At 70.3% G+C, this 22,251-nt stretch carries 20 protein-coding genes; 13 read left to right on the top strand and 7 right to left on the bottom strand.

Annotated elements, in window-relative coordinates; genetic code table 11:
- The first annotated feature begins 3 nt into the window (after window positions 1-3).
- The 6 genes from AC27L4_RS18390 to AC27L4_RS18415 all read left to right on the top strand — a co-directional run bounded on the left by AC27L4_RS18390 (window position 4) and on the right by AC27L4_RS18415 (window position 7,430).
- Window positions 4-1,341 (top strand): 8-oxoguanine deaminase, encoded by a 1,338-nt coding sequence (locus tag AC27L4_RS18390; RefSeq protein ID WP_487143724.1) that lies wholly within the window; start codon window positions 4-6, stop codon window positions 1,339-1,341.
- Between the two features lie 130 nt (window positions 1,342-1,471).
- Complete coding sequence (locus tag AC27L4_RS18395) at window positions 1,472-3,148, top strand: methyl-accepting chemotaxis protein (RefSeq protein WP_487143725.1); 1,677 nt, start codon at window positions 1,472-1,474, stop codon at window positions 3,146-3,148.
- A 47-nt stretch (window positions 3,149-3,195) separates the two neighbouring features.
- Window positions 3,196-4,014 carry a M15 family metallopeptidase gene (locus tag AC27L4_RS18400; protein ID WP_487143726.1) on the top strand — a complete coding sequence of 273 codons (819 nt, stop codon included), beginning with the start codon at window positions 3,196-3,198 and terminating at the stop codon, window positions 4,012-4,014.
- Window positions 4,015-4,024: 10 nt separating this feature from the next.
- The gene (locus AC27L4_RS18405; protein WP_487143727.1) at window positions 4,025-4,807 is read left to right on the top strand and encodes an alpha/beta fold hydrolase; all 783 of its coding nucleotides are present in this window, start codon (window positions 4,025-4,027) and stop codon (window positions 4,805-4,807) included.
- Window positions 4,808-5,088: 281 nt separating this feature from the next.
- Window positions 5,089-6,696 (top strand): Mur ligase family protein, encoded by a 1,608-nt coding sequence (locus AC27L4_RS18410; protein ID WP_487143728.1) that lies wholly within the window; start codon window positions 5,089-5,091, stop codon window positions 6,694-6,696.
- A gap of 11 nt (window positions 6,697-6,707) precedes the next feature.
- Window positions 6,708-7,430, top strand: coding sequence for a class I SAM-dependent methyltransferase (locus AC27L4_RS18415; protein WP_487143730.1), 723 nt, complete (start codon window positions 6,708-6,710; stop codon window positions 7,428-7,430).
- 228 nt (window positions 7,431-7,658) lie between these two features.
- On the opposite strand, the gene AC27L4_RS18420 is transcribed toward AC27L4_RS18415, so the two are convergent.
- Together AC27L4_RS18420 and AC27L4_RS18425 are read right to left on the bottom strand one after the other, a co-directional pair.
- On the bottom strand, window positions 7,659-8,513 hold the full coding sequence (locus AC27L4_RS18420; RefSeq protein WP_487143731.1) for a TrmH family RNA methyltransferase: 855 nt from the start codon (window positions 8,511-8,513) through the stop codon (window positions 7,659-7,661).
- Entirely contained in the window at window positions 8,513-9,424 is a 912-nt protein-coding gene (locus tag AC27L4_RS18425) for a class I SAM-dependent methyltransferase (RefSeq protein ID WP_487143732.1), read from the bottom strand. Before AC27L4_RS18425 ends, AC27L4_RS18420 begins: the two co-directional genes overlap by 1 nt.
- Window positions 9,425-9,601: 177 nt before the next feature.
- Between AC27L4_RS18425 and AC27L4_RS18430 the strand changes: the two genes are divergently transcribed.
- A complete protein-coding gene (locus tag AC27L4_RS18430; protein ID WP_487143733.1) occupies window positions 9,602-10,363 on the top strand; it encodes an SDR family NAD(P)-dependent oxidoreductase in 762 nt (253 codons plus the stop codon).
- 82 nt (window positions 10,364-10,445) lie between these two features.
- Here AC27L4_RS18430 and AC27L4_RS18435 read toward each other — a convergent pair whose 3' ends face one another.
- Window positions 10,446-11,402: a sugar ABC transporter substrate-binding protein gene (locus AC27L4_RS18435; protein WP_487143735.1), complete on the bottom strand. Its 957-nt coding sequence runs from the start codon at window positions 11,400-11,402 to the stop codon at window positions 10,446-10,448.
- Window positions 11,403-11,800: 398 nt separating this feature from the next.
- On the opposite strand from AC27L4_RS18435, the gene AC27L4_RS18440 reads away from it, so the two are divergent.
- Entirely contained in the window at window positions 11,801-12,805 is a 1,005-nt protein-coding gene (locus tag AC27L4_RS18440; protein ID WP_487143737.1) for a LacI family DNA-binding transcriptional regulator, read from the top strand.
- A 12-nt stretch (window positions 12,806-12,817) separates the two neighbouring features.
- On the opposite strand, the gene AC27L4_RS18445 is transcribed toward AC27L4_RS18440, so the two are convergent.
- The 3 genes from AC27L4_RS18445 to AC27L4_RS18455 all read right to left on the bottom strand — a co-directional run bounded on the left by AC27L4_RS18445 (window position 12,818) and on the right by AC27L4_RS18455 (window position 16,041).
- Window positions 12,818-13,759, bottom strand: coding sequence for a sugar phosphate isomerase/epimerase family protein (locus tag AC27L4_RS18445; protein ID WP_487143738.1), 942 nt, complete (start codon window positions 13,757-13,759; stop codon window positions 12,818-12,820).
- Entirely contained in the window at window positions 13,756-14,961 is a 1,206-nt protein-coding gene (locus tag AC27L4_RS18450; protein ID WP_487143739.1) for a Gfo/Idh/MocA family protein, read from the bottom strand. Before AC27L4_RS18450 ends, AC27L4_RS18445 begins: the two co-directional genes overlap by 4 nt.
- 174 nt (window positions 14,962-15,135) lie before the next feature.
- A complete protein-coding gene (locus AC27L4_RS18455) occupies window positions 15,136-16,041 on the bottom strand; it encodes a LysR family transcriptional regulator (protein WP_487143740.1) in 906 nt (301 codons plus the stop codon).
- 126 nt (window positions 16,042-16,167) lie between these two features.
- Between AC27L4_RS18455 and AC27L4_RS18460 the strand changes: the two genes are divergently transcribed.
- Window positions 16,168-16,941, top strand: coding sequence for an SDR family oxidoreductase (locus tag AC27L4_RS18460; protein ID WP_487143742.1), 774 nt, complete (start codon window positions 16,168-16,170; stop codon window positions 16,939-16,941).
- Between the two features lie 76 nt (window positions 16,942-17,017).
- Here the strand turns inward: AC27L4_RS18460 and AC27L4_RS18465 are convergent, their stop codons facing one another.
- Window positions 17,018-17,509, bottom strand: a complete 492-nt coding sequence (locus AC27L4_RS18465; RefSeq protein ID WP_487143744.1) for a DUF2165 family protein — start codon at window positions 17,507-17,509, stop codon at window positions 17,018-17,020.
- Window positions 17,510-17,743: 234 nt separating this feature from the next.
- On the opposite strand from AC27L4_RS18465, the gene AC27L4_RS18470 reads away from it, so the two are divergent.
- The 4 genes from AC27L4_RS18470 (at window position 17,744) to AC27L4_RS18485 (ending at window position 22,176) form a co-directional block, all read left to right on the top strand.
- A complete protein-coding gene (locus tag AC27L4_RS18470) occupies window positions 17,744-19,486 on the top strand; it encodes an alkaline phosphatase (protein WP_487143746.1) in 1,743 nt (580 codons plus the stop codon).
- Window positions 19,487-19,801: 315 nt separating this feature from the next.
- A complete protein-coding gene (locus AC27L4_RS18475; protein ID WP_487143748.1) occupies window positions 19,802-20,263 on the top strand; it encodes a hypothetical protein in 462 nt (153 codons plus the stop codon).
- Between the two features lie 2 nt (window positions 20,264-20,265).
- A complete protein-coding gene (locus AC27L4_RS18480; protein ID WP_487143749.1) occupies window positions 20,266-20,928 on the top strand; it encodes an ABC transporter ATP-binding protein in 663 nt (220 codons plus the stop codon).
- Between the two features lie 9 nt (window positions 20,929-20,937).
- Entirely contained in the window at window positions 20,938-22,176 is a 1,239-nt protein-coding gene (locus tag AC27L4_RS18485) for an ABC transporter permease (RefSeq protein ID WP_487143750.1), read from the top strand.
- The last annotated feature ends 75 nt before the right edge of the window (window positions 22,177-22,251 follow it).

Below are 22,251 nucleotides of genomic sequence, written 5' to 3' on the forward strand. Positions count from 1 at the left end.
CCCATGCGCCTCTGGATCAAGGATCCGCTCGCCATCCTGGCCGACGATGCCGCCCGCGGCGTTGTGGTCGAGGGCAGCCGCATCGTCGAGCAGGTTCCCGCCGGCCGCCAGCCGTCGGCGCCGGTCGACGAGGTGTTCGACGCGTCCCGCCACGTGGTGCTGCCCGGCCTGGTCAACACCCATCACCATTTCTACCAGACCCTGACCCGCGCCCATCCCGATGCCTGCGACAAGGCGCTGTTCCCCTGGCTGCAGGCGCTCTACCCGATCTGGGCGCGGCTCGACTCCGACAGCTTCCGCCTCTCGGTGCGGCTGGCCCTGGTCGAACTCCTGATGTCGGGCTGCACCACCGCCGCCGACCATCACTACGTCTTCCCCAAGGGGCTGGAGCACGCCGTCGACGTCGAGGTCGAGGAGGCCAGGGCCCTCGGCATCCGCATGAGCGTGTCGCGCGGCTCGATGAACCTGTCGCAGAAGGATGGCGGCCTGCCGCCCGACAGCGTGGTGCAGGACGAGGACACGATCCTGGCCGATTGCGAGCGCGTCATATCGGCCCATCACGACCCGGCGCCGGGCGCGATGACCCGCATCGTGCTGGCGCCCTGCTCGCCCTTCTCCGTGACCAAGCGGCTGATGACCGAGAGCGCGGCCCTGGCCGCGCGCCACGACTGCCGCCTGCACACCCATCTCGCCGAGACCGAGGACGAGGACCGCTATTGCGAGCAGGTCTATGGCTGCCGGCCGATCGACCTCCTGGAGGAGACCGGCTGGATGACCTCGCGCACCTGGCTGGCGCACGGCATCCATTTCACCGCCGACGACTGCACCACGCTCGGCCGCCACGGGGTCGGTGTCTGCCATTGCCCGACCTCCAACGCCGTGCTGGCCTCCGGCTTCTGCAAGACCCGTGTCCTGGAGGCGGCAGGCGCGCCGGTCGGCCTCGGCGTCGACGGCTCGGCCTCCAACGATTCCTCCAACCTGATGGAGAGCGTGCGCCACGCGCTGATGCTGAACCGCCTGACCTACGGTGCCGACGCCATCTCCTACCGCGACGTGCTGCGCTGGGCGACGGAAGGCTCGGCCCGCTGCCTCGGCCGCGACGACATCGGCAAGATCGAGACGGGCCGGGAGGCCGACCTGGCCTGCTTCACCCTGGACGAGCTGCGCTTTTCCGGCGCCCACCATCCGATCGCCGCGCTGGTCCATTGCGGCGCCCATCGGGCCGACCGGGTGATGGTGGCGGGCCGCTGGCGGGTGGTCGACGGCGCGCCGGTCGGCATCGACCTCACCGCCCTGCGCGAGGCCCATGGCCGCGCGGCGCTGCGCTTCCAGGCGGCGTGACGCCGGAGTCGGGCCCTCGGGATCGGCATAGACGGCGCGAGGGCTTCCGGTCGGCGGCGACCTGTTAATCCGGCCTTAGGCGCAGCGGTAGCATGGTCCGTCCCGGAAATCTGGACGCGCCGCGGACATCATGGCTACCCTTTCGGTCAAGACGAAACTGACCCTCCTGTTCTCGATCAGCGGTCTGGCGGCGATCCTGCTTGCCGCCTCGGCCTTCTGGATGAAGGCCGAGCAGCGCGAGATCATGGACAAGCTGCAGGCCATGAGCCGGAGCAAGGCCTATGTCGAGCGCATCAACGGCCTCGTCTATGCCGTGGTGATGGATTCCCGCGGCCTCTACATGTCGGTGAAGCCGGAGGAGGCCGGGAAATTCGCCGACGGCCAGGCCAGGAGCCTGGCTCGGCTGGCGGCTGCCGTCGACAGCTGGGAGCAGGTCGCCCTGCCAGAGGACAAGGCCAATCTCGATGCGCTGCGCCAGCGCGTCGGCGAGTTCGACACGTTCCGCACCGAGCTCGGCAGGGTTGCCGTCGAGCAGGGCGGACCGGCTGCCCGCGCCATGGGCGACAACGATGCCAACCGGGCCAACCGCCAGGCGCTGAACCAGCAGATCGATGCGGTCGCCGATGCCCTGAACGGCCGCGAGACCGGCTATTACGACCGCCTGGCCTGGCTCGACCGGCTCGGCATCGGCCTGCTCGCCTCGCTGCTGGCCCTGACGCTGGCCGCCGTCGTCACCGGCTTCGTCGTCGCCTCGCGCTCGATCGCCCGGCCGCTGCAGGCCCTGGCCGCCACCATGGAAGAGATCGCCGGCGGCCGCGTCGACGTCCACACGCCCTACACCGACCGCGGCGACGAGATCGGCACGGTGGCCAAGACGCTGGAGGTCTTCCGGGTGACGACGGCCAGGGGCGCCGAGATGCAGCTGACCCTGGCGGCCGAGAGCAGCGCCAAGGCCTCCCGGCAGGCTGCCCTCGAGGCCGCCATCGCCGATTTCGGCGAGGCGGCACGCTTGGTGATCGCCAAGGTGACCGGCGCCTCCACCGAGCTGCAGGACACGGCCCGCTCGATGGCGGCGACCGCGAGGGATACGTCCGGCCGGGTCGAGGTGGTGTCGTCGGCCTCGCGCGAGACCTCGGCCAACGTCCAGTCCGTCGCCGCCTCGAGCGAGGAACTGGCGGCCTCGATCGGCGAGATCCGCCGCCAGATGCAGCTCTCCACCGGCATCGCCGAAACCGCGGTCGGCGAGGCCACCGCCACCGACGGCAAGGTCAAGGCCCTGGCCGAGGCGGCCGACCGCATCGGCAGCGTCGTCAGCCTGATCAACAACATCGCATCCCAGACCAACCTGCTCGCCCTCAACGCCACCATCGAGGCGGCGCGGGCCGGCGAGGCCGGCCGGGGCTTCGCGGTCGTGGCGGCGGAGGTCAAGGACCTTGCCGGGCAGACCACCAAGGCGACCGAGGAGATCGCCCAGACCGTAGCGCAGATCCAGTTGGTGACCGGCGAATCGATCCAGGCCATCCATGCCATCGGCCGCACCATCGGCGAGATGCAGTCGATCGCCACCAGCATCGCCTCCGCCGTCGAGCAGCAGGGCGCGGCGACGCAGGAGATCAGCATGAGCGTGCAGCAGGCCGCCAGCGGCGCCGGCGAAGTGGCGGACGTCATCCTCGGCGTCAGCGAGGCCGCCGCCGCCACCGGCGCCACCGCCTCGCAGGTGCTGGCCGCCTCCTCGCAGCTGTCGAGCGAGGCGCAGGTGCTGCGCGGCGAGGTCGACCGCTTCCTCGAGCGCGTCCGCGCCGCCTGAGCTCTACCGGTTGGAGCGCCGGGGCGTCCGTGCTAGGGCGTGGGGCCATGTCCCACGCTTCCGATCTCCTCGCCCCGCTGCCGCTGCGCGCGCCCGCGTCGGGCACCGCGGCCGACGGCCGTTTCATCCCCTTCGACCGCGCCGATCCGCGCTGGGCCGAGCCGCTGGTCGACCTGGCGGCGGCAGGGCTGCCGGCCGAGGCCTGGTATGCGCGCACCGACGGCGCCAACGCCCCCTACTTCAGGCCGATCGCCGGCGCGGTCGCGACCGTCGCCGCCCGCGCCGGCCTCGTCCCCAGGCTGAAGGCGGCCGATGCCGCCGTCGCATCGCGCGGCCTGCGCATCAAGACGGTCGACGCCTGGCGCCCCGTCGAGACCCAGGCCGGGCTGTGGTCCTTCTTCTGGGACAAGATCCGGCGGGAGCAGCCGGAGCTGGACGAGGCCGGGCTGGAGGCGGCGGTCCGCACCTTCGTGTCCGATCCGCGCCGCTTCGACCCGAACGACGACACGACCTGGCCGATCCATTCCACCGGCGGCTCGGTCGACGTGCTGCTGGTCGACGGGGAGACCGGCGAGGCGCTCGACCACGGCGCCGGTTTCGACGAGGCGCATGAGCGCTCCTTCACCGACCACTACGAGCGCCTGCTCGCCGCCGGCGCCATCGGCGCCGACGATGTCAGGCTGATCAATCGGCGCGTCCTGGTCAATGCCATGGTTAACGCCGGATTCACCAATTACGCCTATGAGTTCTGGCACTTCGACCACGGCACCCAGCTCCATGTGCTGACGCTCCAGGAAAGAGGCGTGCCCGGCGCGCCGCGCGCCGCCTGGTACGGCACCACGAGCCTTCCGGACGGCACGGCTTGACGGGGACGACTTGACGCTTGCGACCTTCACCGCCAGGGGCGCGCCGCACGCCTATGCCGCGCTCGGGCCGGCGCCCGGCGAGGCGCCCCAGATCATCTGGGCCCATGGCTGGGGCCAGGACCATCGCGCCTTCCTGCCGCTGGCGCGTCCGCTCGCCGGCGCCGCCAGCCATGTCCTGGTCGACTTTCCCGGCTTCGGCGAGAGCCCGCGCCCGCCCGAGGACTGGGATACCGCCGATTATGCCGACGCCATGGCCGAATGGCTGCGCACCCTGCCGCGCGGGCGGCGCATCTGGGTCGGTCATTCCTTCGGTTGCCGGGTCGGCATGCGCCTGGCCGCCCGCCACCCCGACACCGTCGACGCCATGGTGCTGGTGGCCGGAGCCGGCCTGAAGCGCCGGCGCGGCCCGCTCGAGCGCCTGCGGATCTGGCTCCGGGTGCGCGCCTTCAAGACGCTGAAGCTCCTGGAAAGGCTCGGCGTCGACGTCAGCGCCCGCAAGGCCCGCTACGGCTCGGCTGATTACCGCAATGCCGGGGCGATGCGGCCGATCTTCGTCAAGGTCGTCTCCGAGGACCAGACCGACGTCGCCCGCGCCATCCGCTGCCCGGTGACGCTGATCTACGGCGACAAGGACACCGAGACCCCGCCCGAGTTCGGCGAGCGGCTGTCGAAGCTGATCCCGGCCGCCAGCCTGAAGATCATTCCCGGCCTCGACCATTATTCGATCCTCACCGACGGCGGCCCGCAGGTCACCTATGCCGTGAGCCAGATGCTGGAGCGCCAGGGTGTGTGATCTGATATGGTTTGGGGTGAGATGAGGTCGAAAATGGCCAGATGCAAGTCGCGCTGTCGCAAGCCTTCGGCTTGCGACGTCGACGCCAAGGCTGATGCCTTGGCAAGCGACGGGACGCGGCAGATGGCCATTTTTCACCTCACCGCGAAGCGGCGCGGCGCTTTTGGCCGATTGGCGCGTCGCACCGCTCGCCAAGACGGATGTCTTGGCGTCGCGCTGCTCCTTCCACTCGGCCAAAATCGCTGCGTCTCGCCCCAAACCATATCAGATCACACACCCTAATGCTCGACGCCCTCGCCCCCCATGCGCCCTTCGCGCTGGTGCTCGCCGCCTTTTCCGTGTTCGCATGGCGGCGGCTGATGACCTATCTGCATATCTTCCAGCAGGAGGAGTATGACGGGGGGCGCTTCCTGGGCTGGATCAGGCGCACGCTGACGATCGACAGGCGCGTCTCGCTGGCGCTCGCGGCACTCTATGCCCTGTCGCTGGTCTATCCCGCGCCGGCCGTCGTCGTCGCCGGCTTCATGGCGCTGGCGCTGCTGGTCGCCGCCTGGCGCGAGCGCGACCCGCGCAAGGAGGGCAAGAAGAAGCTGGCGATGACCCAGCGCGCCACGCGCATCTTCCGCCTCGCCCTCGGCCTCCTCTTGCTGGCCGGCCTCCTCCCCGTCGTCCTCGCGGCGCCGCCGGTGGCGATCCTCCTGTGGGTGCAGGCGATACCCCTTGCCCTGGTCGCGGCGGTCAAGCTCCTGCAGCCCCAGGAGGATCGCATCCAGCAGGGCTTCTGGAACGAGGCGCACGAGAAGCTGAAGCGCCTCTCGCCCGTTGTCGTCGGCGTCACCGGCTCCTACGGCAAGACCTCGACCAAGCACATCCTCGGCCACATCCTGGAGAGCACCGGCTCGGCCATCATCACGCCCGGCTCGGTCAACACGCCGATGGGCATCGCACGCATCGTCCGCGAGCGGCTGGAACCCTATCACCGCCATTTCGTCGTCGAGATGGGCGCCTACGGCCCCGGCTCGATCGCCAGGCTCTGCCGCCTCGCCCCGCCCGACATCGCCGTGGTGACGGCCGTCGGCCCGGCCCATTACGAACGCTTCAAGTCGCTCGACACCGTGGCGCGCACCAAGTTCGAGCTGCCCGACGCGGCGGTCGGCCGCGGCGGCAAGGCGATCATCAACGACGAGGTGCTGACCTTCGCCGACGCCCGCGCCTTCACCGATGCACACCGCGCCGCCATGGTGCTGGTGGGCGAGGGCCCCGAGGCCGACGCGAAGATCACCGCGATCAGCCAGGACAGGGACGGCATCCGCGTCACGCTGACCTATCAGGGAGCGGAGCACCGGCTGTTCGCCCCGCTCTACGGCCTGCATCACGGCCGCAACATGGCGCTTGCCTTCGTCACCGCCCTCGCCATGGACGTGGACGCCGACACCGCGCTGGTGGCGATGAAGTCGACGCCGCAGATCGCCCATCGCCTTGAGGTCAAGCGCGGCGGCGACGGCGTCACCATCATCGACGACGGTTACAACTCCAACCCGGCCGGCTTCGCCTCGGGCCTCGACATCCTGCCGCTGCTGGTGGGCGAGGGCGGCCGGCGCATCCTGGTCACGCCCGGCATGGTCGAACTCGGCGAGGCGCATGCGGCCGAGCACAAGCGCGTCGGCGCCAAGGCCGCCGGGACGGTCGACATCCTGCTGGCCGTCGCGCCCGACCGCATCCGCGACTTCATCGACGCCTACCAGGCCGGCAATCCGGCCGGCGAGGTGGTCGAATGCGCCGCCTTCCGCGACGCCCAGGCCTGGATGGGCGCCAACCTCAAGGCCGGCGACGTCGTGCTGATCGAGAACGACCTGCCGGACCTCTACGAGCGCAAGCTGTCGCTGTGAGCGACACGGCCATGACGCTCGATCCCGAGGCCTTCATCCGCGCCAACACCCGCCTGCACCCGGTGCCGCATGCGCCGGAGATCGTGCTGCATGTCGCCGACGAGGTCACGCCGCTCTGGCACCGGACCGAGGAGGAACTGGGGGCGCTCGGCCTTCCGCCGCCGTTCTGGGCCTTCGCCTGGGCCGGCGGCCAGGCTCTGGCGCGCCACATCCTCGACCATCCGCACCTCGTCGCCGGCAAGCGGGTGCTGGACTTCGCCTCCGGCTCCGGCCTCGTCGCCATCGCCGCGATGAAGGCGGGTGCGCTGTGCGTCACGGCCGCCGAGATCGATCGCTTCGCCGTCGCGGCGATCGGCCTGAACGCGGCGGCGAACGGTGTTGCCGTGACCGCGGCCGCAGGCGACGTGCTTGGCCGCTTCGACATCGAGGCCGACATCGTCCTGGCCGGCGACATCTTCTACGACCGCGACATCGCCGCGGCCGTGCTGGCTTGGCTGCGGGGCTGGCAGGCACGCGGCGTCCCTGCCCTGGTCGGCGACCCCGGCCGCACCTACCTGCCGAAGGACGAGCTCGTCCTGCTGGCCAGCTACAAGGTGCCGGTGTCGCGCGAGCTGGAGGATCTGGAGATCAAGACGTCGAGCGTGTGGGGGCTGAAGGCGGTGGCCGGGAAGGGCGCGGGAGAGCCTTCTCCGCGCAGCGGGGACAGCGGGCACGGTGTCGATCCGAAGGATTGACGGATGGGGTGTGGCCTGCAGGTCTCGCCCTTTGCTTGCCTTGCACCACCGTCGTGCCAGCCGAACACGGACTTGCACCTGCCCGCCACACCCCATCCGTCGCCGCTGCGCCGCGCCACTTTTCCCGCTGCCAATCTCGGGTGTTCCCAAGATTGGCATGCAAGGGGGCAAGCCGGAAACTTCCGGCTTGCGGGGAGAAGGCTTTCGGCGCCCTGTCCTGTTCCGGCGTCAGCCCAGGCGCAGTCTTTCGCGCGCCATCTCGAACAGCATCACGCCGGTCGCCACCGCCAGGTTCAGCGAATCGGCGCGGCCCCGCATCGGGATCTTGACCAGGTCATCGCAGGCTCGTGCCAGCTCGTCCGGCAGGCCCTGCTGCTCGTTGCCCATCAGGAGGAGGCGCGGGCCGCGATAGTCGACCTGCCGGTAGTCCTGCGTCCCCGACAGATGCGTGCCGACGACGCGGCCGGAAAAGCCCCTGCGCCAGGCGAGGAACTCGGCGGCGGAGCCGGCCGCCAGCCGGACGTTGAAGATCGAGCCCATGGTGGCGCGCACCGCCTCGAGGCCGAACGGGTCGGTGGTGTCGCCGATCAGGATCACGCCCTCGGCCCCGACCGCGTCGGCCGTGCGGACGATGGTGCCGAGATTGCCGGGGTCGCGCACCCGGTCGAGCCCGATCCACAGTGCGTCGCCCTTGACCGCGAGCCCAGCCAGCGGCTCCAGCCGCTGCTCGAACACGCCGATCACGGTCTGCGGATTGTCCCGGCGCGACAGCTTCTCCAGGATCTCGCCCGTCACCTCCAGCACTTCGCCGCCGGCGCGGGTGGTCGCGGCGATGGCCTCGGCGAGCACGGGTTTGCGCTCGCCGCTGCGGTGGACCAGGATGCGGATCGGCCAGCCGCCGTCGATGGCGTCCGCCACCAGCTTCAGCCCCTCGGCGACGAACAGGCCGGCCTCCTCGCGCACCTTGCGCATGCCGAGCGCCCGGATGTCCTTGATCAGCGGGTTGGTCAGGCTGGTGACGACCCGGGAGGGGGCGGCGGCCGGCGCCGGGCGCGGCTGCGGCTTGTCGAAGCGGCGCTTCATCAGGCGCTCCAGCGCGAGTAGAGCGAGGTCGAGAGCAGGCGGCCCCCGCCTTCCTCGCGCACCGCCAGTTCGCCCGACTCCAGCGTGCCGCCGAGATCGGCGAATACCTCGCGGGCAAGCTCGTGCACGGCGATGAAGGAGGCGCGGATGGCATAGGCGGTGACGATGACGAAGGCCGGCCGCTCCGCCAGCACGGCGCGGCACAGATCCAGCATGCGGGGCAGGTGCTCGAACAGGTCCCAGACCTCGCCGTTCGGCCCGCGGCCATATTTCGGCGGATCGAGCACGATGCCGTCATAGCGCGAGCCGCGCCGCTCCTCCCGCGCCGTGAATTTCACCGCATCGTCGACGATCCAGCGGATCGGCGCCTCGGCCAGGCCGGCCAGCGCCTGGTTCTCGCGGGCGAAGCCGATCGACTTCTTCGAGGCGTCGACATGGGTCACGGCCGCGCCGGCCTTGGCCGCCAGCAGGGAGGCGACGCCGGTGTAGCCGAACAGGTTCAGCACCTTGGCCGGGCGCCCCAGCCGCCGCAGCCGCTCGACCATGAAGTCCCAGTGCGGCGCCTGCTCCGGGAAGTAGCCGAGATGGCGGAAGGGCGTGAACCGGCCATGGAACGCCACGCCTTTATAGGACACCGGAAAGGTCTCGACCGGGCGGCCGGCGAACTTCCAGCGCCCGTCCGAGCTCTCGTCCTCGGCATGAGCGCCCATGAACACGGCGTCGGCGGAGGCCCACAGCTCCGGTCGGCGGCGCCGGCCCATGGCCTGGGGCTCGGGACGGTCGACCAGGAAGCGGCCGAAGCGCTCGAGCTTGCGGCCCTCGCCGCAATCCACCAGGCGATAGCCCTCGAAGCCGTCGCTGACGAGAAGGCTGGGCAGGGATTGGGCGACGGTCGGCGCGGCGATGGTCATGGCGCGCGACAAAATACAAACTCGGCTTCCGGGGCAAGGGGCATGGTGGATTCGCGTGCCGGCCGGTTGCCGGTTGCGCCGGCCGTGAACTTGCGCGACGGTCCCTGGCCGCGGCGGGGAGCGCCCCGTCACCTCGCCGGCGCGACAGGGGCGGATCATTTTTTAAGAGGTTGCACCATGGATCTGGGATTGAAGGGACTGCGTGCCGTCGTCACCGGCGGCACCAAGGGCATCGGCCGGGCCATCGTCGAGACCCTGGCGCGCGAGGGCGCCGACGTCGCCTTCTGCGCCCGCAAGGCCGATGAGGTCGCCGCCGCGCAGGCCGCGGTCGCAGCCCTCGGCGTCAAGGCCGTGGGCACGGCGCTCGACATCGGCGACGCGCCGGCGCTGAAGGCCTGGGTGGCGGACGCCGCCAAGGCCCTGGGCGGCATCGACATCGTCGTCGCCAATGTCAGCGCCCTCGCCATCGGTCCGGAGGAGGAGAACTGGAAGCGCGGCTTCGAGATCGACCTGATGGGCTGCGTGCGCCTGGTCGAGGCGGCCATGCCGTTCCTCGAAGCGAGCAAGGCGGCGGCGATCGTCGGCATCTCCAGCGTTTCGGGCCGCGAGATCGACTTTGCCGCCGGCCCCTACGGCACGTTCAAGGCAGCGCTGATCCACTACACCCAGGGACTGGCCTACCAGCTCGCCGGCAAGGGCATCCGTGCCAACACCGTCTCGCCCGGCAACACCTATTTCGAAGGGGGTGTCTGGAACACGATCAAGGACGGCAATCCCGAGCTCTACCGCACGGCGCTGGCGCTGAACCCGACCGGGCGGATGGGCACGCCGCAGGAGATGGCCAATGCCGTCGCGTTCCTGGCGAGCCCCGCCGCCAGCTTCGTCACCGGCACCAACCTGGTGGTGGACGGCGCGTTGACCCGCGGCGTCCAGCTCTGAGCGAGGGACGGACCTCGTCCCGTCCCGGGCAGGCGGGGGCACGGCTGCCCGACGTCTCGCCTGCCCGTGTCGTCGCCCGGGCTCAGCGGATGCCCTTGGACGCGAGGTCGATGACCTGCCGGGCCTTCTCGGCGGTGACGAGGTTGGGGCCGGACAGGATCTGGCCGGCGGGCATCAGCCCGTAGCGGTGATAGAGCGCGAGGGTGGCGACGCCGAGATAGCCCTGCAGGAATTGCTGCTGGTCGAGCAGGAACAGCGCCTTCTTCTCGGCCACGGCCTTCAGGAAGGCCGGCGACAGGTCGAAGGTGGCGATCTTGTACTTGCCGGAGGCGTTGAGCTTGTCGACGGCGGCGATCACCGGGTCGCCGCTGCTCAGGGCACCGAGCGACATGATCGTGTCGATCGAGGCGTCGGCATCGAGGGCGGCGCGCACCCGTGCCTCGGTCTCCACCTGGTCCATGCTGGCGGGAACGGTCGCCACCTCGCCGCCGAAGCCGCTCTTGAAGCCCTCGCAGCGGCGATCGACGCCGACATTGCCCGGCTCGGGATTGACGCAGATCGCCTTCTTGCCGCCGGCCTGCTTCAGTGCCTCGCCCGCCCGCTGGCCGGCGATGTATTCATCCTGGCCGACGTGGAGCAGGGCGCCGAGTGACCGGGAGACGTCCGAGCCGGAATTGATCGACACCACCGGGATGCCGGCGGCGACGGCGTTCTTGATCGATGGCCCGAGCGCCGAGGCGTCGGGGATCGAGACGACCAGCCCGGCCGGCTTCTGCGCGACGGCGGCATCGATCAACTGGCTCATCGCCACCATGTCGAAGCCGTCCGGCGCGCGATAGTCGACGCTGACCTGGTAGTCCTTGGCGGCCTGCATCACCCCGTTCTTCACCACGGACCAGAACGCGTCGTTCGACTGGCCGTGGGTGATGACCACGATCCGCGCCTCCTCCTGCGCCGCAACGGGCGCGACGGCGCTGCCGGCGAACTGGGCGGCGGCGGCGGCCAGGCCCAGCAGGCCTGCCTTGATGAAACCTTTCATCGCTTTCCTCCTGAAGGTGGGGGCTGCCCCCGTTCTTGCTGCTTGGGCCGCGCCCGCCGCCGTTTTCCTAAAGCGTTTTGCGATTTGACGGACTCGCGTCAAGTCGCAAAGACGCGTCGAAACAAGGCGTTAGAGCAAAGCGCGTTTCCATCAAAACGCGCTTTGCTCTAGGGGCATCGGCATTTGTTTGGAACGCTCCATTCTCGTTTATCCCGAGTTCGCTATGACAGATCGGGTGTATGAGACGTCATGTCTTTGGATGGATATTGGAGCGCTCCAATATTTGTGTAACGCGGCGGAGATGCTATGTCAACGGCGACGCAGGGCTGCGGCGATCCTCCGGTCTCGGGGATCGGCGCGGTCCGCGCGCCGCCTCTCCTGGGGAGCGACCTGACATCATGGCGGACGAGCCCAAGCAGCGCGGATTGACGCTTGCCGACATTGCCAAGCGCGCCGGCGTGTCGCGCTCGCTTGCCTCGCTCGCCCTCCGGGGCGAGCCGGGGGTGCAGCCCGAGAAGCGCGCCAAGATCCTGCGGGTCGCCGCCCAGATGAACTATCGGCCCAACCCGCTGGCGCGGAACCTCGCCAGCGCGGAGACGCGGACGATCGGCCTGGTGATCGGCCAGATCCTGAACCCGTTCATCGCCCTGCTCGCCCGCGAGATCGACGAGGTGGCGCGCGAGCAGGGCTACGACATCCTCCTGTCCATCAACGGCTCGCCCGACGAGGCCGCGCAGCGCTCGATCGACGGGCTGATGGCGCACCGGGTCGCGGGCATCATCCTGGTCGATGCGCCGACGTCCCATCCGGCCATCGCGGCGGTGGGACGGGCGTTGCCGGTGGTCTATGTCGGGCGCCAGCTCTCCGCCCTGGAGATCGACACCGTCAGCACCGACGACGTGCTCGGGGCCGGCCTGGTGGTCGACCATCTCGCCGATCTCGGCCATCGGCGCATCGCCCATGTCGATGGCGGGGTCGGGGCCGGCGCCCGCCGCCGCCGGGAAGGGTTCGCGGCGGCGATGATCCGGCGGGGGCTGGAGCCGGTGATCGTGGCCGGCGCCTATTCGATCGACGGCGGGGCGGCCGGCGCGCTGCAGCTGATGACCGCGCCCGCGCCGCCGACCGCCATCTTCGCCGCCAACGACCTCGCGGCGCTGGGGGTGATGAACCATCTGGTGCATGCCGGCCATGCCGTGCCGCGCGACGTCGCGGTGGTCGGCTACGACGACATGCCGCTGGCGGCGGCCGAGACCATCTCGCTCACCACCGTGCACCAGCCGGTCCGCCGGTTGGCCGAGCAGAGCCTCGACAGCCTGGTCAAGCGCATCAGGGCGCCGGACGCGGCCGTGCTCCGCGCCCTGGTGTCGCCGCGGCTGGTGGTGCGGCGCTCGTCGGGTGCCTGAGGCGGCGGGCGGTCAGGCCCCGCCGCCGAGGTGGCGCAGGCAGAAGCGCAGCACCTCGGCCGAGGTGCGGATCGCCTCGTCGGCCTCGATCAGGTAGTCCTCGTTCTCGATGCTGATCACGTCGTCATAGCCGGCGCGTCGCAAGGCCTCGACGATGCGCAACCAGGAGCGGACGGGTTCGCCATGGCCGAGGGCGACATAGTTCCAGGCGCGTTCGCCGATGGGGACCACCGGCTTGGGGTCGAGCAGTCCGTCGATCCTGGCCCGCGGCTCGATCCGCGTGTCCTTGCCGTGCACGTGATAGATGCAGTCGCCCAGGGACTCGATGGCGGCGACCGGATCGCCGCCCATCCACAGGAGGTGGCTGGGATCGAAGTTGACGCCGACGGTCGGGCCGACCGCCTCGCGCAGGCGAAAGAAGCTCTCGGTGTTGTAGACGCACTGCATCCCGTGCTGCTCCAGGCAGAGGCGGATGCCGCGGCGCTCGGCATGGGGCGCGAGTTCCCGCCAATAGGGCAGCACCCGCTCCGCCCATTGCCAGTCGAGGATCCGCGTGGTTTCGGGCGGCCAGGAGGTGACGATCCAGTTGGGATGGCTGTCGCCCGGGGCTCCGGGCAGGCCGGACATCATCACGACGCGCTCGACCTTCAGCGCCGCGGCAAGGTCGATGGTCTTGCGGGTGATGGCCTGGTGCTCCGGGCCCGACGGACCGGGGTGCAGCGGGTTGCCGGAACAGTTCAGGGCCGAGATGGCGAGGCCGCGGTCCCGGACCTCGCCGAGAAGCCGGTCGCGCTCGCCGGCGTCGGCGAGGAGCGTGTCGAGCGCCAGGTGCGGGGCGGCCGACCAGCAGCCGGTGCCGAACTCGATCATGTTCAGGCCGAGCGCGGCGGCGCGGTCGAGGCAGACCGTCCGGGGCAGCGCGGCAAAGCCGTCGGCGACGAGGCCGATCTTCATGGGGCGTTCCTTTCGGAGGTCAGCGTCTGGGTGATCTCGGCGATCGCCACCGGCCGGCGCAGCGCGACAGAGCGCTGGATCGCCTCCAGGCCCTCCGCCGCCTTCAGCCCGTCCTCGAGCGAGCCGTTGGTCATCGGCCGTCCTTCGGCGACGGCCGTCAGGAAGTCGGCGATCATGAAGCCGAAGGCCTCGGCATAGCCGACCGCGACGCCGTCATGGGGCACCGGCAGAAGCGCCCCGGCATAGGGCGAGGCCGGGCGGTTCGGCACGGTGACGAACAGGCCGGCCTGCGCGCCGCGCCGACGGGCGATCCGGTATTCGCCGGGCGCCGCCGAGCTGTAGCTGACCGTGCCCTCCGTGCCGTGCAGCGTCAGCGACAGGGTGTTGCCCATGCCGACAGCGACGCGGCTGGCGGAGAACAGGCCGAGGCAGCCGTTCTGGAACAGCAGGGTGGCGGAGACGGCATCGTCGGTGTCGACCGGCCGCGATTCGGTGCTGAGCGCCACGTGGCCGTGTCCCGAGGTCGCCCGGGCCGGCAGGAAGCGGCGGGGGATGACGGTCGAAGCCGCGGCGCCGACGACTTCGGCGATGTCGCCACAGACGAAGCGGGCCGCATCGATCGCATGGGTGCCGACGTCGAGCAGGGCGCCGCCGCCGGCCTTGTCCTTCTCGTAGCGCCAGCTGTGCGGCAGATCCGGATCGGCGGCATACTCGGCCTGGTACTGGACCAGGAGCTGGACCGGCGTGCCGACTTCGCCGGCGGCGACCAGGCGCTGAACCTCCGCGACCGCGGGCAGGCGGCGATAGTTGAACACCGTGCCGGCGGTCACGCCCGCGGCCTCGGCTTCCCCGGCCAGGCGACGGGCTTCGACGGCCGACAGCGCCAGCGGCTTCTCGCACAGCACGTGCTTGCCGGCCCGCAGGGCGGCCGACACCGCCTCGGCATGGACGAAGTTCGGCAGGGCGACGCTGACGATGCCGATCCTGTCGTCGTCGATCGCCGCCCGCCAGTCGGTCCCGGTCTCGGCGAAGCCGTAGGTATCGGCCAGCGACCGCGCCACCTCCTCGCGCGTGTCGCAGACGCGCAGGAGATGGAAGGCCGGCTCGCGGCCGGCAAAGCGCGGCAGGTGCATCCGGTAGCCCGACGCATGCGCGGCGCCGATCATGCCGGCGCCCAGGATCGCTATGCCTCCTTGCGGCATCGTACTCTCCTTATTGAGATGGAGCGCTCCATTAAATCGCTCGAGCGCGTATTCGGTGAGAGAGTTAGATCTGCCTCACGCGAAATGCAACCATAATACTGGAGCGCTCCAATATCTGTTCGCTCCGGCGCCCCGACGGAAATGGCATCCCGGGACAGCGGCCCGCGACCGGCGCTAGGACAGGATTTCCCGCTTCAGCAGCCGGTCGAGCCAGTCGGCGAAAACCTGCAGGCGGCGCGAGAGGTGCCGGCGGTGCGGGTAGAGCAGCATTATCGGCATGGGGGCGGCGCGGTGGCGCGGCAGCACCTCGACCAGCTCGCCGGCCGCCAGATGCCCCTTCACGTCATAGGCCGGGATCTGGATCAGGCCGAGGCCGGCCAGGCAGCAGGCGATGTAGGCCTCGGCGCTGTTTACCGTGACGCGTCCGGGCAGGGACAGGGTGTGGGGGATGCCGCCCTCGATCCATTCCCAGCTTTCGACGCGGCCGGTGGAGGGCGAGGCGTAGCGGATGACGGCGTGGCCGTCGGAAAGATCGGCCGGCCGTCGCGGCAGGCCGTGCCGGTCGAGATAGGCGGGGCTGGCGACGTTGATCAGCGGCAGGTCGCCGATCATCCGGGCGATCAGGCTGGAGTCGCCGGCCGGACCGACGCGGAGCACGCAGTCGACGCTGTCCTCGACCAGGTTCACCGCCCGGTCCGTGACGCCGAGATCGACGTCGATGCCGGGATGGAGGTCGAGGAACTCGGGCAGGGCGGGGGCGATCACCAGCCGCCCGATCCGGGCGGGCACGTCGATCCGCAGCCGGCCGCTCGGCCCGGACATGCTCTGGCGGAACAGGCCTTCCGTCTCTTCGACATCGGCGATCAGTCGCTGGCAGCGCTCATAGAATGCGGCGCCGTCCTGGGTCGGAGCAACCCGGCGCGTCGTCCGATGCAGCAGCCGGGTGCCGACGCGGCTTTCCAGCGCCTGGACGGCAGCGGAGACCGAGGAGCGCGGCACGCCGAGCCCGTCGGCGGCCCGGGTGAAGCTGGCGCATTCGACGACGCGGACGAAAATGCGGAAGAGCTCGATGCGATCCAAGCGGTGCCATTGTCCGGAATTGCCGACATATGATGTCAGGATAGCCAGCTTTATTGCTCAATCCTAGACGATAGCGTGTCGCCACGGGCCGCAGGAGCGGTCTTTCGAGAAAACGGAAACACGCGCATGGTTGATCACAGCATCAAGGGCAAGACCGTCATCATCGCCGGCGGCGCCAAGAACCTCGGCGGCCTGCTGGCCCGCGATCTCGCCGCGCAGGGCGCGAAGGCGGTGGCGATCCACTACAACAGCGCCGCCACGCGGCCGGCCGCCGATGCGACGGTGGCGGCCGTCAAGGCAGCCGGAGCCGAGGCCGTGGCCTTCGCCGGCGACCTGACCACCGCCGGTGCGGTCGAGAAGCTGTTCGCCGACACGGTCGCGGCGGTGGGACGGCCCGACATCGCCATCAACACCGTCGGCAAGGTGCTGAAGAAGCCCTTCGTCGAGATCACCGAGGCCGAGTATGACGAGATGACCGCGGTCAACTCCAAGTCCGCCTTCTTCTTCCTCAAGGAGGCGGGCCGGCACGTCGGCGACAACGGCAAGATCTGCACGCTCGTTACCTCGCTGCTCGGCGCCTACACGCCGTTTTATGCCGCCTATGCCGGCACCAAGGCGCCGGTGGAGCACTTCACCCGCGCCGCGTCGAAGGAGTTCGGCCAGCGCGGCATCTCGGTGACCGCGATCGGGCCGGGCCCGATGGACACGCCCTTCTTCTATCCGGCCGAGGGCGCGGACGCGGTCGCCTACCACAGGAGCGCCGCGGCGCTGTCGGCCTTCTCGAGGACCGGCCTCACCGACATCGAGGACATCGTGCCCTTCATCCGCTTCCTGGTCTCGGACGGCTGGTGGATGACCGGCCAGACCATCCTGGTCAACGGCGGCTACACCACCAAGTAGGGCGGCGCAGGAGCGGGGCGTCAGCCTCGGCCCCGCCCCCGCCCCCGCTGCCCGCCGGCCTCCGCCGGACGCCTGCTCAGGCCTCTTCCGGCTCCGGCAGCAGCAGGATGATCTGGACGATGCCGATCATCGCGATGAACTCGAAGGCCTTCTGCTGGCCGTTCCAGATCTGCGACTGCCACATGGCGAACCATTCGCCGCCGATGGTGACGAAGCCGACGGCATAGAGCAGCAGGCCGAGCGACAGGCCGGCCGCCGCCAGCCCCTTGGCGTCGGCGAAGTCCGGGCGGCGCAGGGCGCCGAGGAGGCGCAGGGCTCCCGCCCACAGCAGCACCGCGGTCAGGCATTGCGTGGCGATGATGATCCAGTAGCCCGTCGCCTGCAGCGTCTCGTCGGTGACGGCCCGCCAATGCAGGCTGGAATCGGGGAAGGTCGTGTCCATGGACAGGACGTGCCGCACGAACAGCCAGTTGCTGTCGTAGTCGGTGATGTTGCCGAACGCCACGAGCGTGAAGAACAGAGCGAGGGCGGCCACGAGAGCCGCCTTGCTGAGCCGGACGATGACCATGCGCATGCCTCTTGCCGATGATGTGCCGGCGCGCCGGCCGTGGAGGCCATCCCCCGATGCCGCGCCGCGCCCGCCGGACGGGCGAAGCGTGGGCCATGCCGCGGCGCTTGACCAGCCCCTTGCCGGACACCTCGGCGGCGTGGTTACCGCCGGCGGGATTTCGCGCCGGAAGTCATCCGCCTGACATGTCCGCATCATAGCCAGGGCGCGTGTGACCCATTCCGGAGCTAACGTATGCGCGCTCTCCTCGCGGCTTTCGCCGTCACGACCTGCCTGGTTTCCGCCTCGGAGGCCGCGACGGTCTATCCGCTCGACCGGGCGACCATTCTCGCCGGCTCGCCGTTCGACCTGAAGGTAGAGTTCGATGCGGTCGTGAAGCCCGACGACGTCAAGGTGACGATCAACGGCCAGCCGGCCGAGACGGTGCTCGGCCAGGCCGTGCAGTTCGTCGAGAAGGAGCACGGCGTCGACGCCTCGGCCGTGCTCATCCGCGCCGGCAGCATCGCCAAGCCCGGTTCCTACACCGTCGAGGCCAAGGCCGGCGGCGAGACCAGGACCGTCACATGGGACGTCTACGCCACGCCCGCCGCGCCGAAGGCCAGGAACGTCATCTTCCTGCTCGGCGACGGCCTGTCGGTGGCCCACCGCACCGGCGCCCGGATCATGTCCAAGGGCATGACCGAGGGCAAGGCCAACGGCCGCCTCAACATGGACGACCTCGACCATATGGCGTTCATCGGCACTTCGGCGACCAACGCCATCGCCACCGACAGCGCCAACACCATGTCGGCCTACATGACCGGCCACAAGACCGCGGTGAACGCGCTCGGCGTCTATGCCGACCGCACCAAGGATCCGCTGGACGACCCCAAGGTCGAGACCATCGCCGAGGCGCTGCGCCGGCTCACCAGGAAGTCGGTCGGCGTCGTCTCCACCGCGGAGCTCGAGGACGCCACGCCTGCCGCCGTCGTCGCCCACACCCGTCTCCGGGCCGAGAAGGCCGCGATCGCCGGCATGCTCTACGACGTCAAGCCCGACGTCATCCTCGGCGGCGGCTCGGCCTATTTCCTGCCCAAGAGCACGCCGGGCTCCAAGCGCAAGGACGACAAGGACTATATCAAGCTGTTCAAGGACGACGGCTACGCCCTCGCCACCACCAAGGCCGAGCTGGCGGCCGCGGGCGGCGCCAACACCGGCAAGATCCTCGGCCTGTTCCATACCGGCAACATGGACGTGACGCTCGACCGCGAGTTCCTGAAGAAGGGCACCGTGGCCAAGTTCCCCGACCAGCCGGGCCTGGTCGACATGACCAAGGCGGCGCTCGACCAGCTCTCCAAGAACCCGGAAGGCTTCTTCCTGATGGTCGAGGGGGCCTCGGTCGACAAGATGTCCCACCCGATGGACTGGGACCGCGCCCTGGTCGAGACCATCGAGTTCGACAAGGCCGTCGGCGTCGCCAGGGAGTTCGCCAAGAGTCATCCCGACACGCTGATCGTCGTCACCGGCGACCACACCCACGGCATCTCGATCATCGGCACCATCGATGACGACAAGCCGGGCACGGAGATGCGCGAGAAGGTCGGCACCTATGCCGATGCCGGCTTCCCCAACTACGAGGACAAGGACGGCGACGGCTATCCCGACCGGATCGACGTGTCGCGCCGCCTCGCCGTCTTCGCCAGCAACTTCCCGGACTATTACGAGACGTTCCGGCCGAAGATGGACGGCCCGTTCGAGCCGGCCGTGCAGAACGAGAAGAAGGAATATGTCGCCAACGAAGCGTATAAGGACGTGCCCGGCGCCGTGCTGAGGGTCGGCAACCTGCCGCGCTCGGCCGACACCGCGGTGCATGCCGTCGACGACGTGGTGCTGCAGGCGACCGGCCCCGGTGCGGAGGCGTTCAAGGGCTACATGGAAGAGAGCGACGTCTATCGCGTGCTCGTGGACGCCCTGGCCCTCGCGCCGGCCAAGGACTGAGAACTTGTCCGTGAACAAGTGAAGCGATTGGACGCCAGCCTGGCGGCTTTGCTTGTGGTCGTGCGAGACGCAACGGTTCTAGTCTGATCGGGACGCGTGCGTCTTCCCTCCCCGTCGATCTCGGGTGTTCCCGAGATCGACAACTTGGAAGGCAAGTCGGATATATCCGACTTGCTCGGGGGGAGGGGATCGGCCGGCGTCGCGCCTGACGTGTTATCGGTAAACGGGGGCTGGGCAGGCCCACAGATCCCCCCAGCCTCTCGCGACCGGCTGGCTCCGCACCCGCTGAGCCGGCAAACGATCGAGGAGACGATCATGCGCAAGCCACGAATTTCCCGCCGGGGCGTGCTGCGGCTGTCGGCCGCCGCGGCCGGGCTCATCGCCACCGGCCTGCCGGCGGCAGCGGCCGTCGAGGAGATCGGCTTCGACCAGCTCTACGGCAAGGTCAGCGTCCTCGGCCTCACCTTCTCCGACAAGATCAAGGGCCTCGCCGGCCAGACCGTGTCGATGCGCGGCTTCATGGCTCCGCCGCTCAAGGCCGAAGCCCGGTTCTTCGTCCTCACCGAGATCCCGATGTCGCTCTGCCCGTTCTGCTCCTCGGATGCGGACTGGCCGGACAACATCCTGGTGGTCTATCTCGACCGCGCCCAGACCTTCGAGCAGGCCAATGCCCTGATCAGGGTCACCGGCCGTCTCGAGGTCGGCTCCTGGACCGACCCGGAGACCGGCTTCGTCAGCCTGCTGCGCCTGGTCGATTCGAGCTTCGCGGTCGCCTGACCATGCCTGTCCTCGACGTCAGGGATCTCGAGGTCCGGTTCGCCGGCCTGGACCGGCCCGCCCTCGACATCCCGGCACTCGCCCTGGAGCCGGGCGAGCAGGTGGGGGTGACCGGCCCGTCCGGATCGGGCAAGACGACGCTGATCAACGTGCTCACCGGCCTCGGCCGGGCTCCGCGCGGCAGCGTCACCTGGCACGGCACCGACCTTGCCGGCCTGTCGGAGAGTGGCCGCGACCGCTGGCGCGGTGCGCATGTCGGGCTGGTCATGCAGGATTTCCATCTCTTCCCCGGACTTTCCGCCTTCGAGAACGTCGTGCTGCCGCAGCGGCTGCGCCGGCTCCGCCTGCCGCAGGAGACCCGGGACGAGGCCGGCCGCCTGCTGGCGCGCGTCGGTATCGAGCGGCCGGCCCAGGCGGTGGAGACCCTGTCGCGCGGGCAGATGCAGCGCGTCGCCGTGGCGCGCGCCCTGGTGTCGAAGCCGCGGATCATCGTCGCCGACGAGCCGACCGCCAGCCTCGATGCCGATGCGGGCGCGGCGGTCGCCGACCTGTTGCTCGAGCTCGCGGCGGAAGGGCAGGCGACGCTGATCGTCGCCAGCCACGAGGCGCGCTTCATCGGCAGGCTCGGCCGCGTGCTGCGCCTCGATGCCGGCCGGTTGGGCTGACGGGCAGCCATGCTGAGATTCATCGCGGCCGATATCCGCCGGCACTGGATCGGCGCCCTGGCGATCCTCCTGATCATCGGCCTCGCCACCGCGCTCGGCGTGATGGTGACGCTGCAGGAGCGGGCGCTCCGCCTCGGCAGCGCCCGCGCCGCCGGCGCCTTCGACCTCGTCGTCGGCGCGCCGGGCAGCGAGACCCAGCTCGTGCTGTCCGCGGTGTTCCTGCAGGCGGCGCCGCTGCCGCTGCTGCCCGGCAGCGTGCTCTCCGGCCTTGCCGCCGATCCGCGCGTCGCCTGGGCGGCGCCGATCGGCTTCGGCGACTTCGCCGGCGAGGCTCCGGTCGTCGGCACCACCGAGGCGCTGGTGCAGGGCCTCGGCGGCCTGACGCGGGGACGCAGCTTCGCCAGGCTCGGCGAAGCGGTCGTCGGGGCGCGGGTGGCGATGGCCCCGGGCGACACCTTCCACCCCATGCATGGCCGCCTGCACGAGGGCGGCAGGGAGCATGCCGCCGCCACCTACACGGTGGTTGGGCGCATGGCGCCGACCGGCACCTCGTGGGACCGCGCCGTCCTGGTGCCGATCGAGGCGGTCTGGCGGGTCCACGGCCGCGAGGCGCCGGGGCACGCCGGGGCCGAGGAGCCGGGACACGACCATCGCGAGGAGGCGCCCGACTTCGCCGCCGCGATCGATCCGGCCGCCGTCATGGCCGCCGATGCTCCCGGCGTGCCGGCGATCCTGGTCAAGCCGCGCAGCGTCGCCGCCGCCTACCAGCTCCGCCAGGCCTTCCGCACCGATCGCACGCTGGCCGTCTTCCCCGGCGAGGTGCTGACGCGCCTCTATGGCACGCTCGGCGATGCCCGGCTGGTCCTCTCGGCCGTCGCCACCGCCGCCCAGATCCTGGTCGCGGCGGCCATCCTGCTGGTCGTCGCCGTGCAGGTGCTGCAGCGACGGCGCCAGATCGGCGCGCTCCGGGCCTTCGGCGCGCCGCGCGCCGTGGTCTTCGCCATTGTCTGGCTGGAGGTGTTCGTGATCGCCGGCGCCGGCATGCTGCTCGGCTTCGGGTTCGGCTATGGCGGGGCGCTGCTCGCCTCCGGCTTCGTCACCGCGGCGAGCGGCGTGGCGCTGCCCGTCGCCTTCGCGGCGGCCGATGCGGTCTCGCTCGGCGTGCTGCTGGCGCTGACCGCGCTGGTCGCTATCGCGCCAGCCCTGCTGGCCTACCGGCAGTCGCCGGCCGAAGCGCTGCGGTCCTGAGGCGGGCGGCAAGGGCCCGGCTGCTCTCTTGCGACGCTTGGAGCTCGGTTCGAATACGCGGCGTCGTGCAGGCGC

It is taken from the genome of Labrys sp. Lb11, assembly GCF_057554225.1.

Excerpts from the sequence above, each read along its gene's own strand:
- AC27L4_RS18390 (WP_487143724.1), top strand. The coding sequence starts at position 4 with ATGCGCCTCTGGATCAAGGATCCGCTCGCCATCCTGGCCGACGATGCC.
- AC27L4_RS18395 (WP_487143725.1), top strand. The coding sequence starts at position 1,472 with ATGGCTACCCTTTCGGTCAAGACGAAACTGACCCTCCTGTTCTCGATC.
- AC27L4_RS18400 (WP_487143726.1), top strand. The coding sequence starts at position 3,196 with ATGTCCCACGCTTCCGATCTCCTCGCCCCGCTGCCGCTGCGCGCGCCC.
- AC27L4_RS18410 (WP_487143728.1), top strand. The coding sequence starts at position 5,089 with ATGCTCGACGCCCTCGCCCCCCATGCGCCCTTCGCGCTGGTGCTCGCC.
- AC27L4_RS18415 (WP_487143730.1), top strand. The coding sequence starts at position 6,708 with ATGACGCTCGATCCCGAGGCCTTCATCCGCGCCAACACCCGCCTGCAC.
- AC27L4_RS18420 (WP_487143731.1), bottom strand. The coding sequence starts at position 8,513 with ATGAAGCGCCGCTTCGACAAGCCGCAGCCGCGCCCGGCGCCGGCCGCC.
- AC27L4_RS18425 (WP_487143732.1), bottom strand. The coding sequence starts at position 9,424 with ATGACCATCGCCGCGCCGACCGTCGCCCAATCCCTGCCCAGCCTTCTC.
- AC27L4_RS18430 (WP_487143733.1), top strand. The coding sequence starts at position 9,602 with ATGGATCTGGGATTGAAGGGACTGCGTGCCGTCGTCACCGGCGGCACC.
- AC27L4_RS18435 (WP_487143735.1), bottom strand. The coding sequence starts at position 11,402 with ATGAAAGGTTTCATCAAGGCAGGCCTGCTGGGCCTGGCCGCCGCCGCC.
- AC27L4_RS18440 (WP_487143737.1), top strand. The coding sequence starts at position 11,801 with ATGGCGGACGAGCCCAAGCAGCGCGGATTGACGCTTGCCGACATTGCC.
- AC27L4_RS18445 (WP_487143738.1), bottom strand. The coding sequence starts at position 13,759 with ATGAAGATCGGCCTCGTCGCCGACGGCTTTGCCGCGCTGCCCCGGACG.
- AC27L4_RS18450 (WP_487143739.1), bottom strand. The coding sequence starts at position 14,961 with ATGCCGCAAGGAGGCATAGCGATCCTGGGCGCCGGCATGATCGGCGCC.
- AC27L4_RS18460 (WP_487143742.1), top strand. The coding sequence starts at position 16,168 with ATGGTTGATCACAGCATCAAGGGCAAGACCGTCATCATCGCCGGCGGC.
- AC27L4_RS18465 (WP_487143744.1), bottom strand. The coding sequence starts at position 17,509 with ATGGTCATCGTCCGGCTCAGCAAGGCGGCTCTCGTGGCCGCCCTCGCT.
- AC27L4_RS18470 (WP_487143746.1), top strand. The coding sequence starts at position 17,744 with ATGCGCGCTCTCCTCGCGGCTTTCGCCGTCACGACCTGCCTGGTTTCC.
- AC27L4_RS18475 (WP_487143748.1), top strand. The coding sequence starts at position 19,802 with ATGCGCAAGCCACGAATTTCCCGCCGGGGCGTGCTGCGGCTGTCGGCC.
- AC27L4_RS18480 (WP_487143749.1), top strand. The coding sequence starts at position 20,266 with ATGCCTGTCCTCGACGTCAGGGATCTCGAGGTCCGGTTCGCCGGCCTG.
- AC27L4_RS18485 (WP_487143750.1), top strand. The coding sequence starts at position 20,938 with ATGCTGAGATTCATCGCGGCCGATATCCGCCGGCACTGGATCGGCGCC.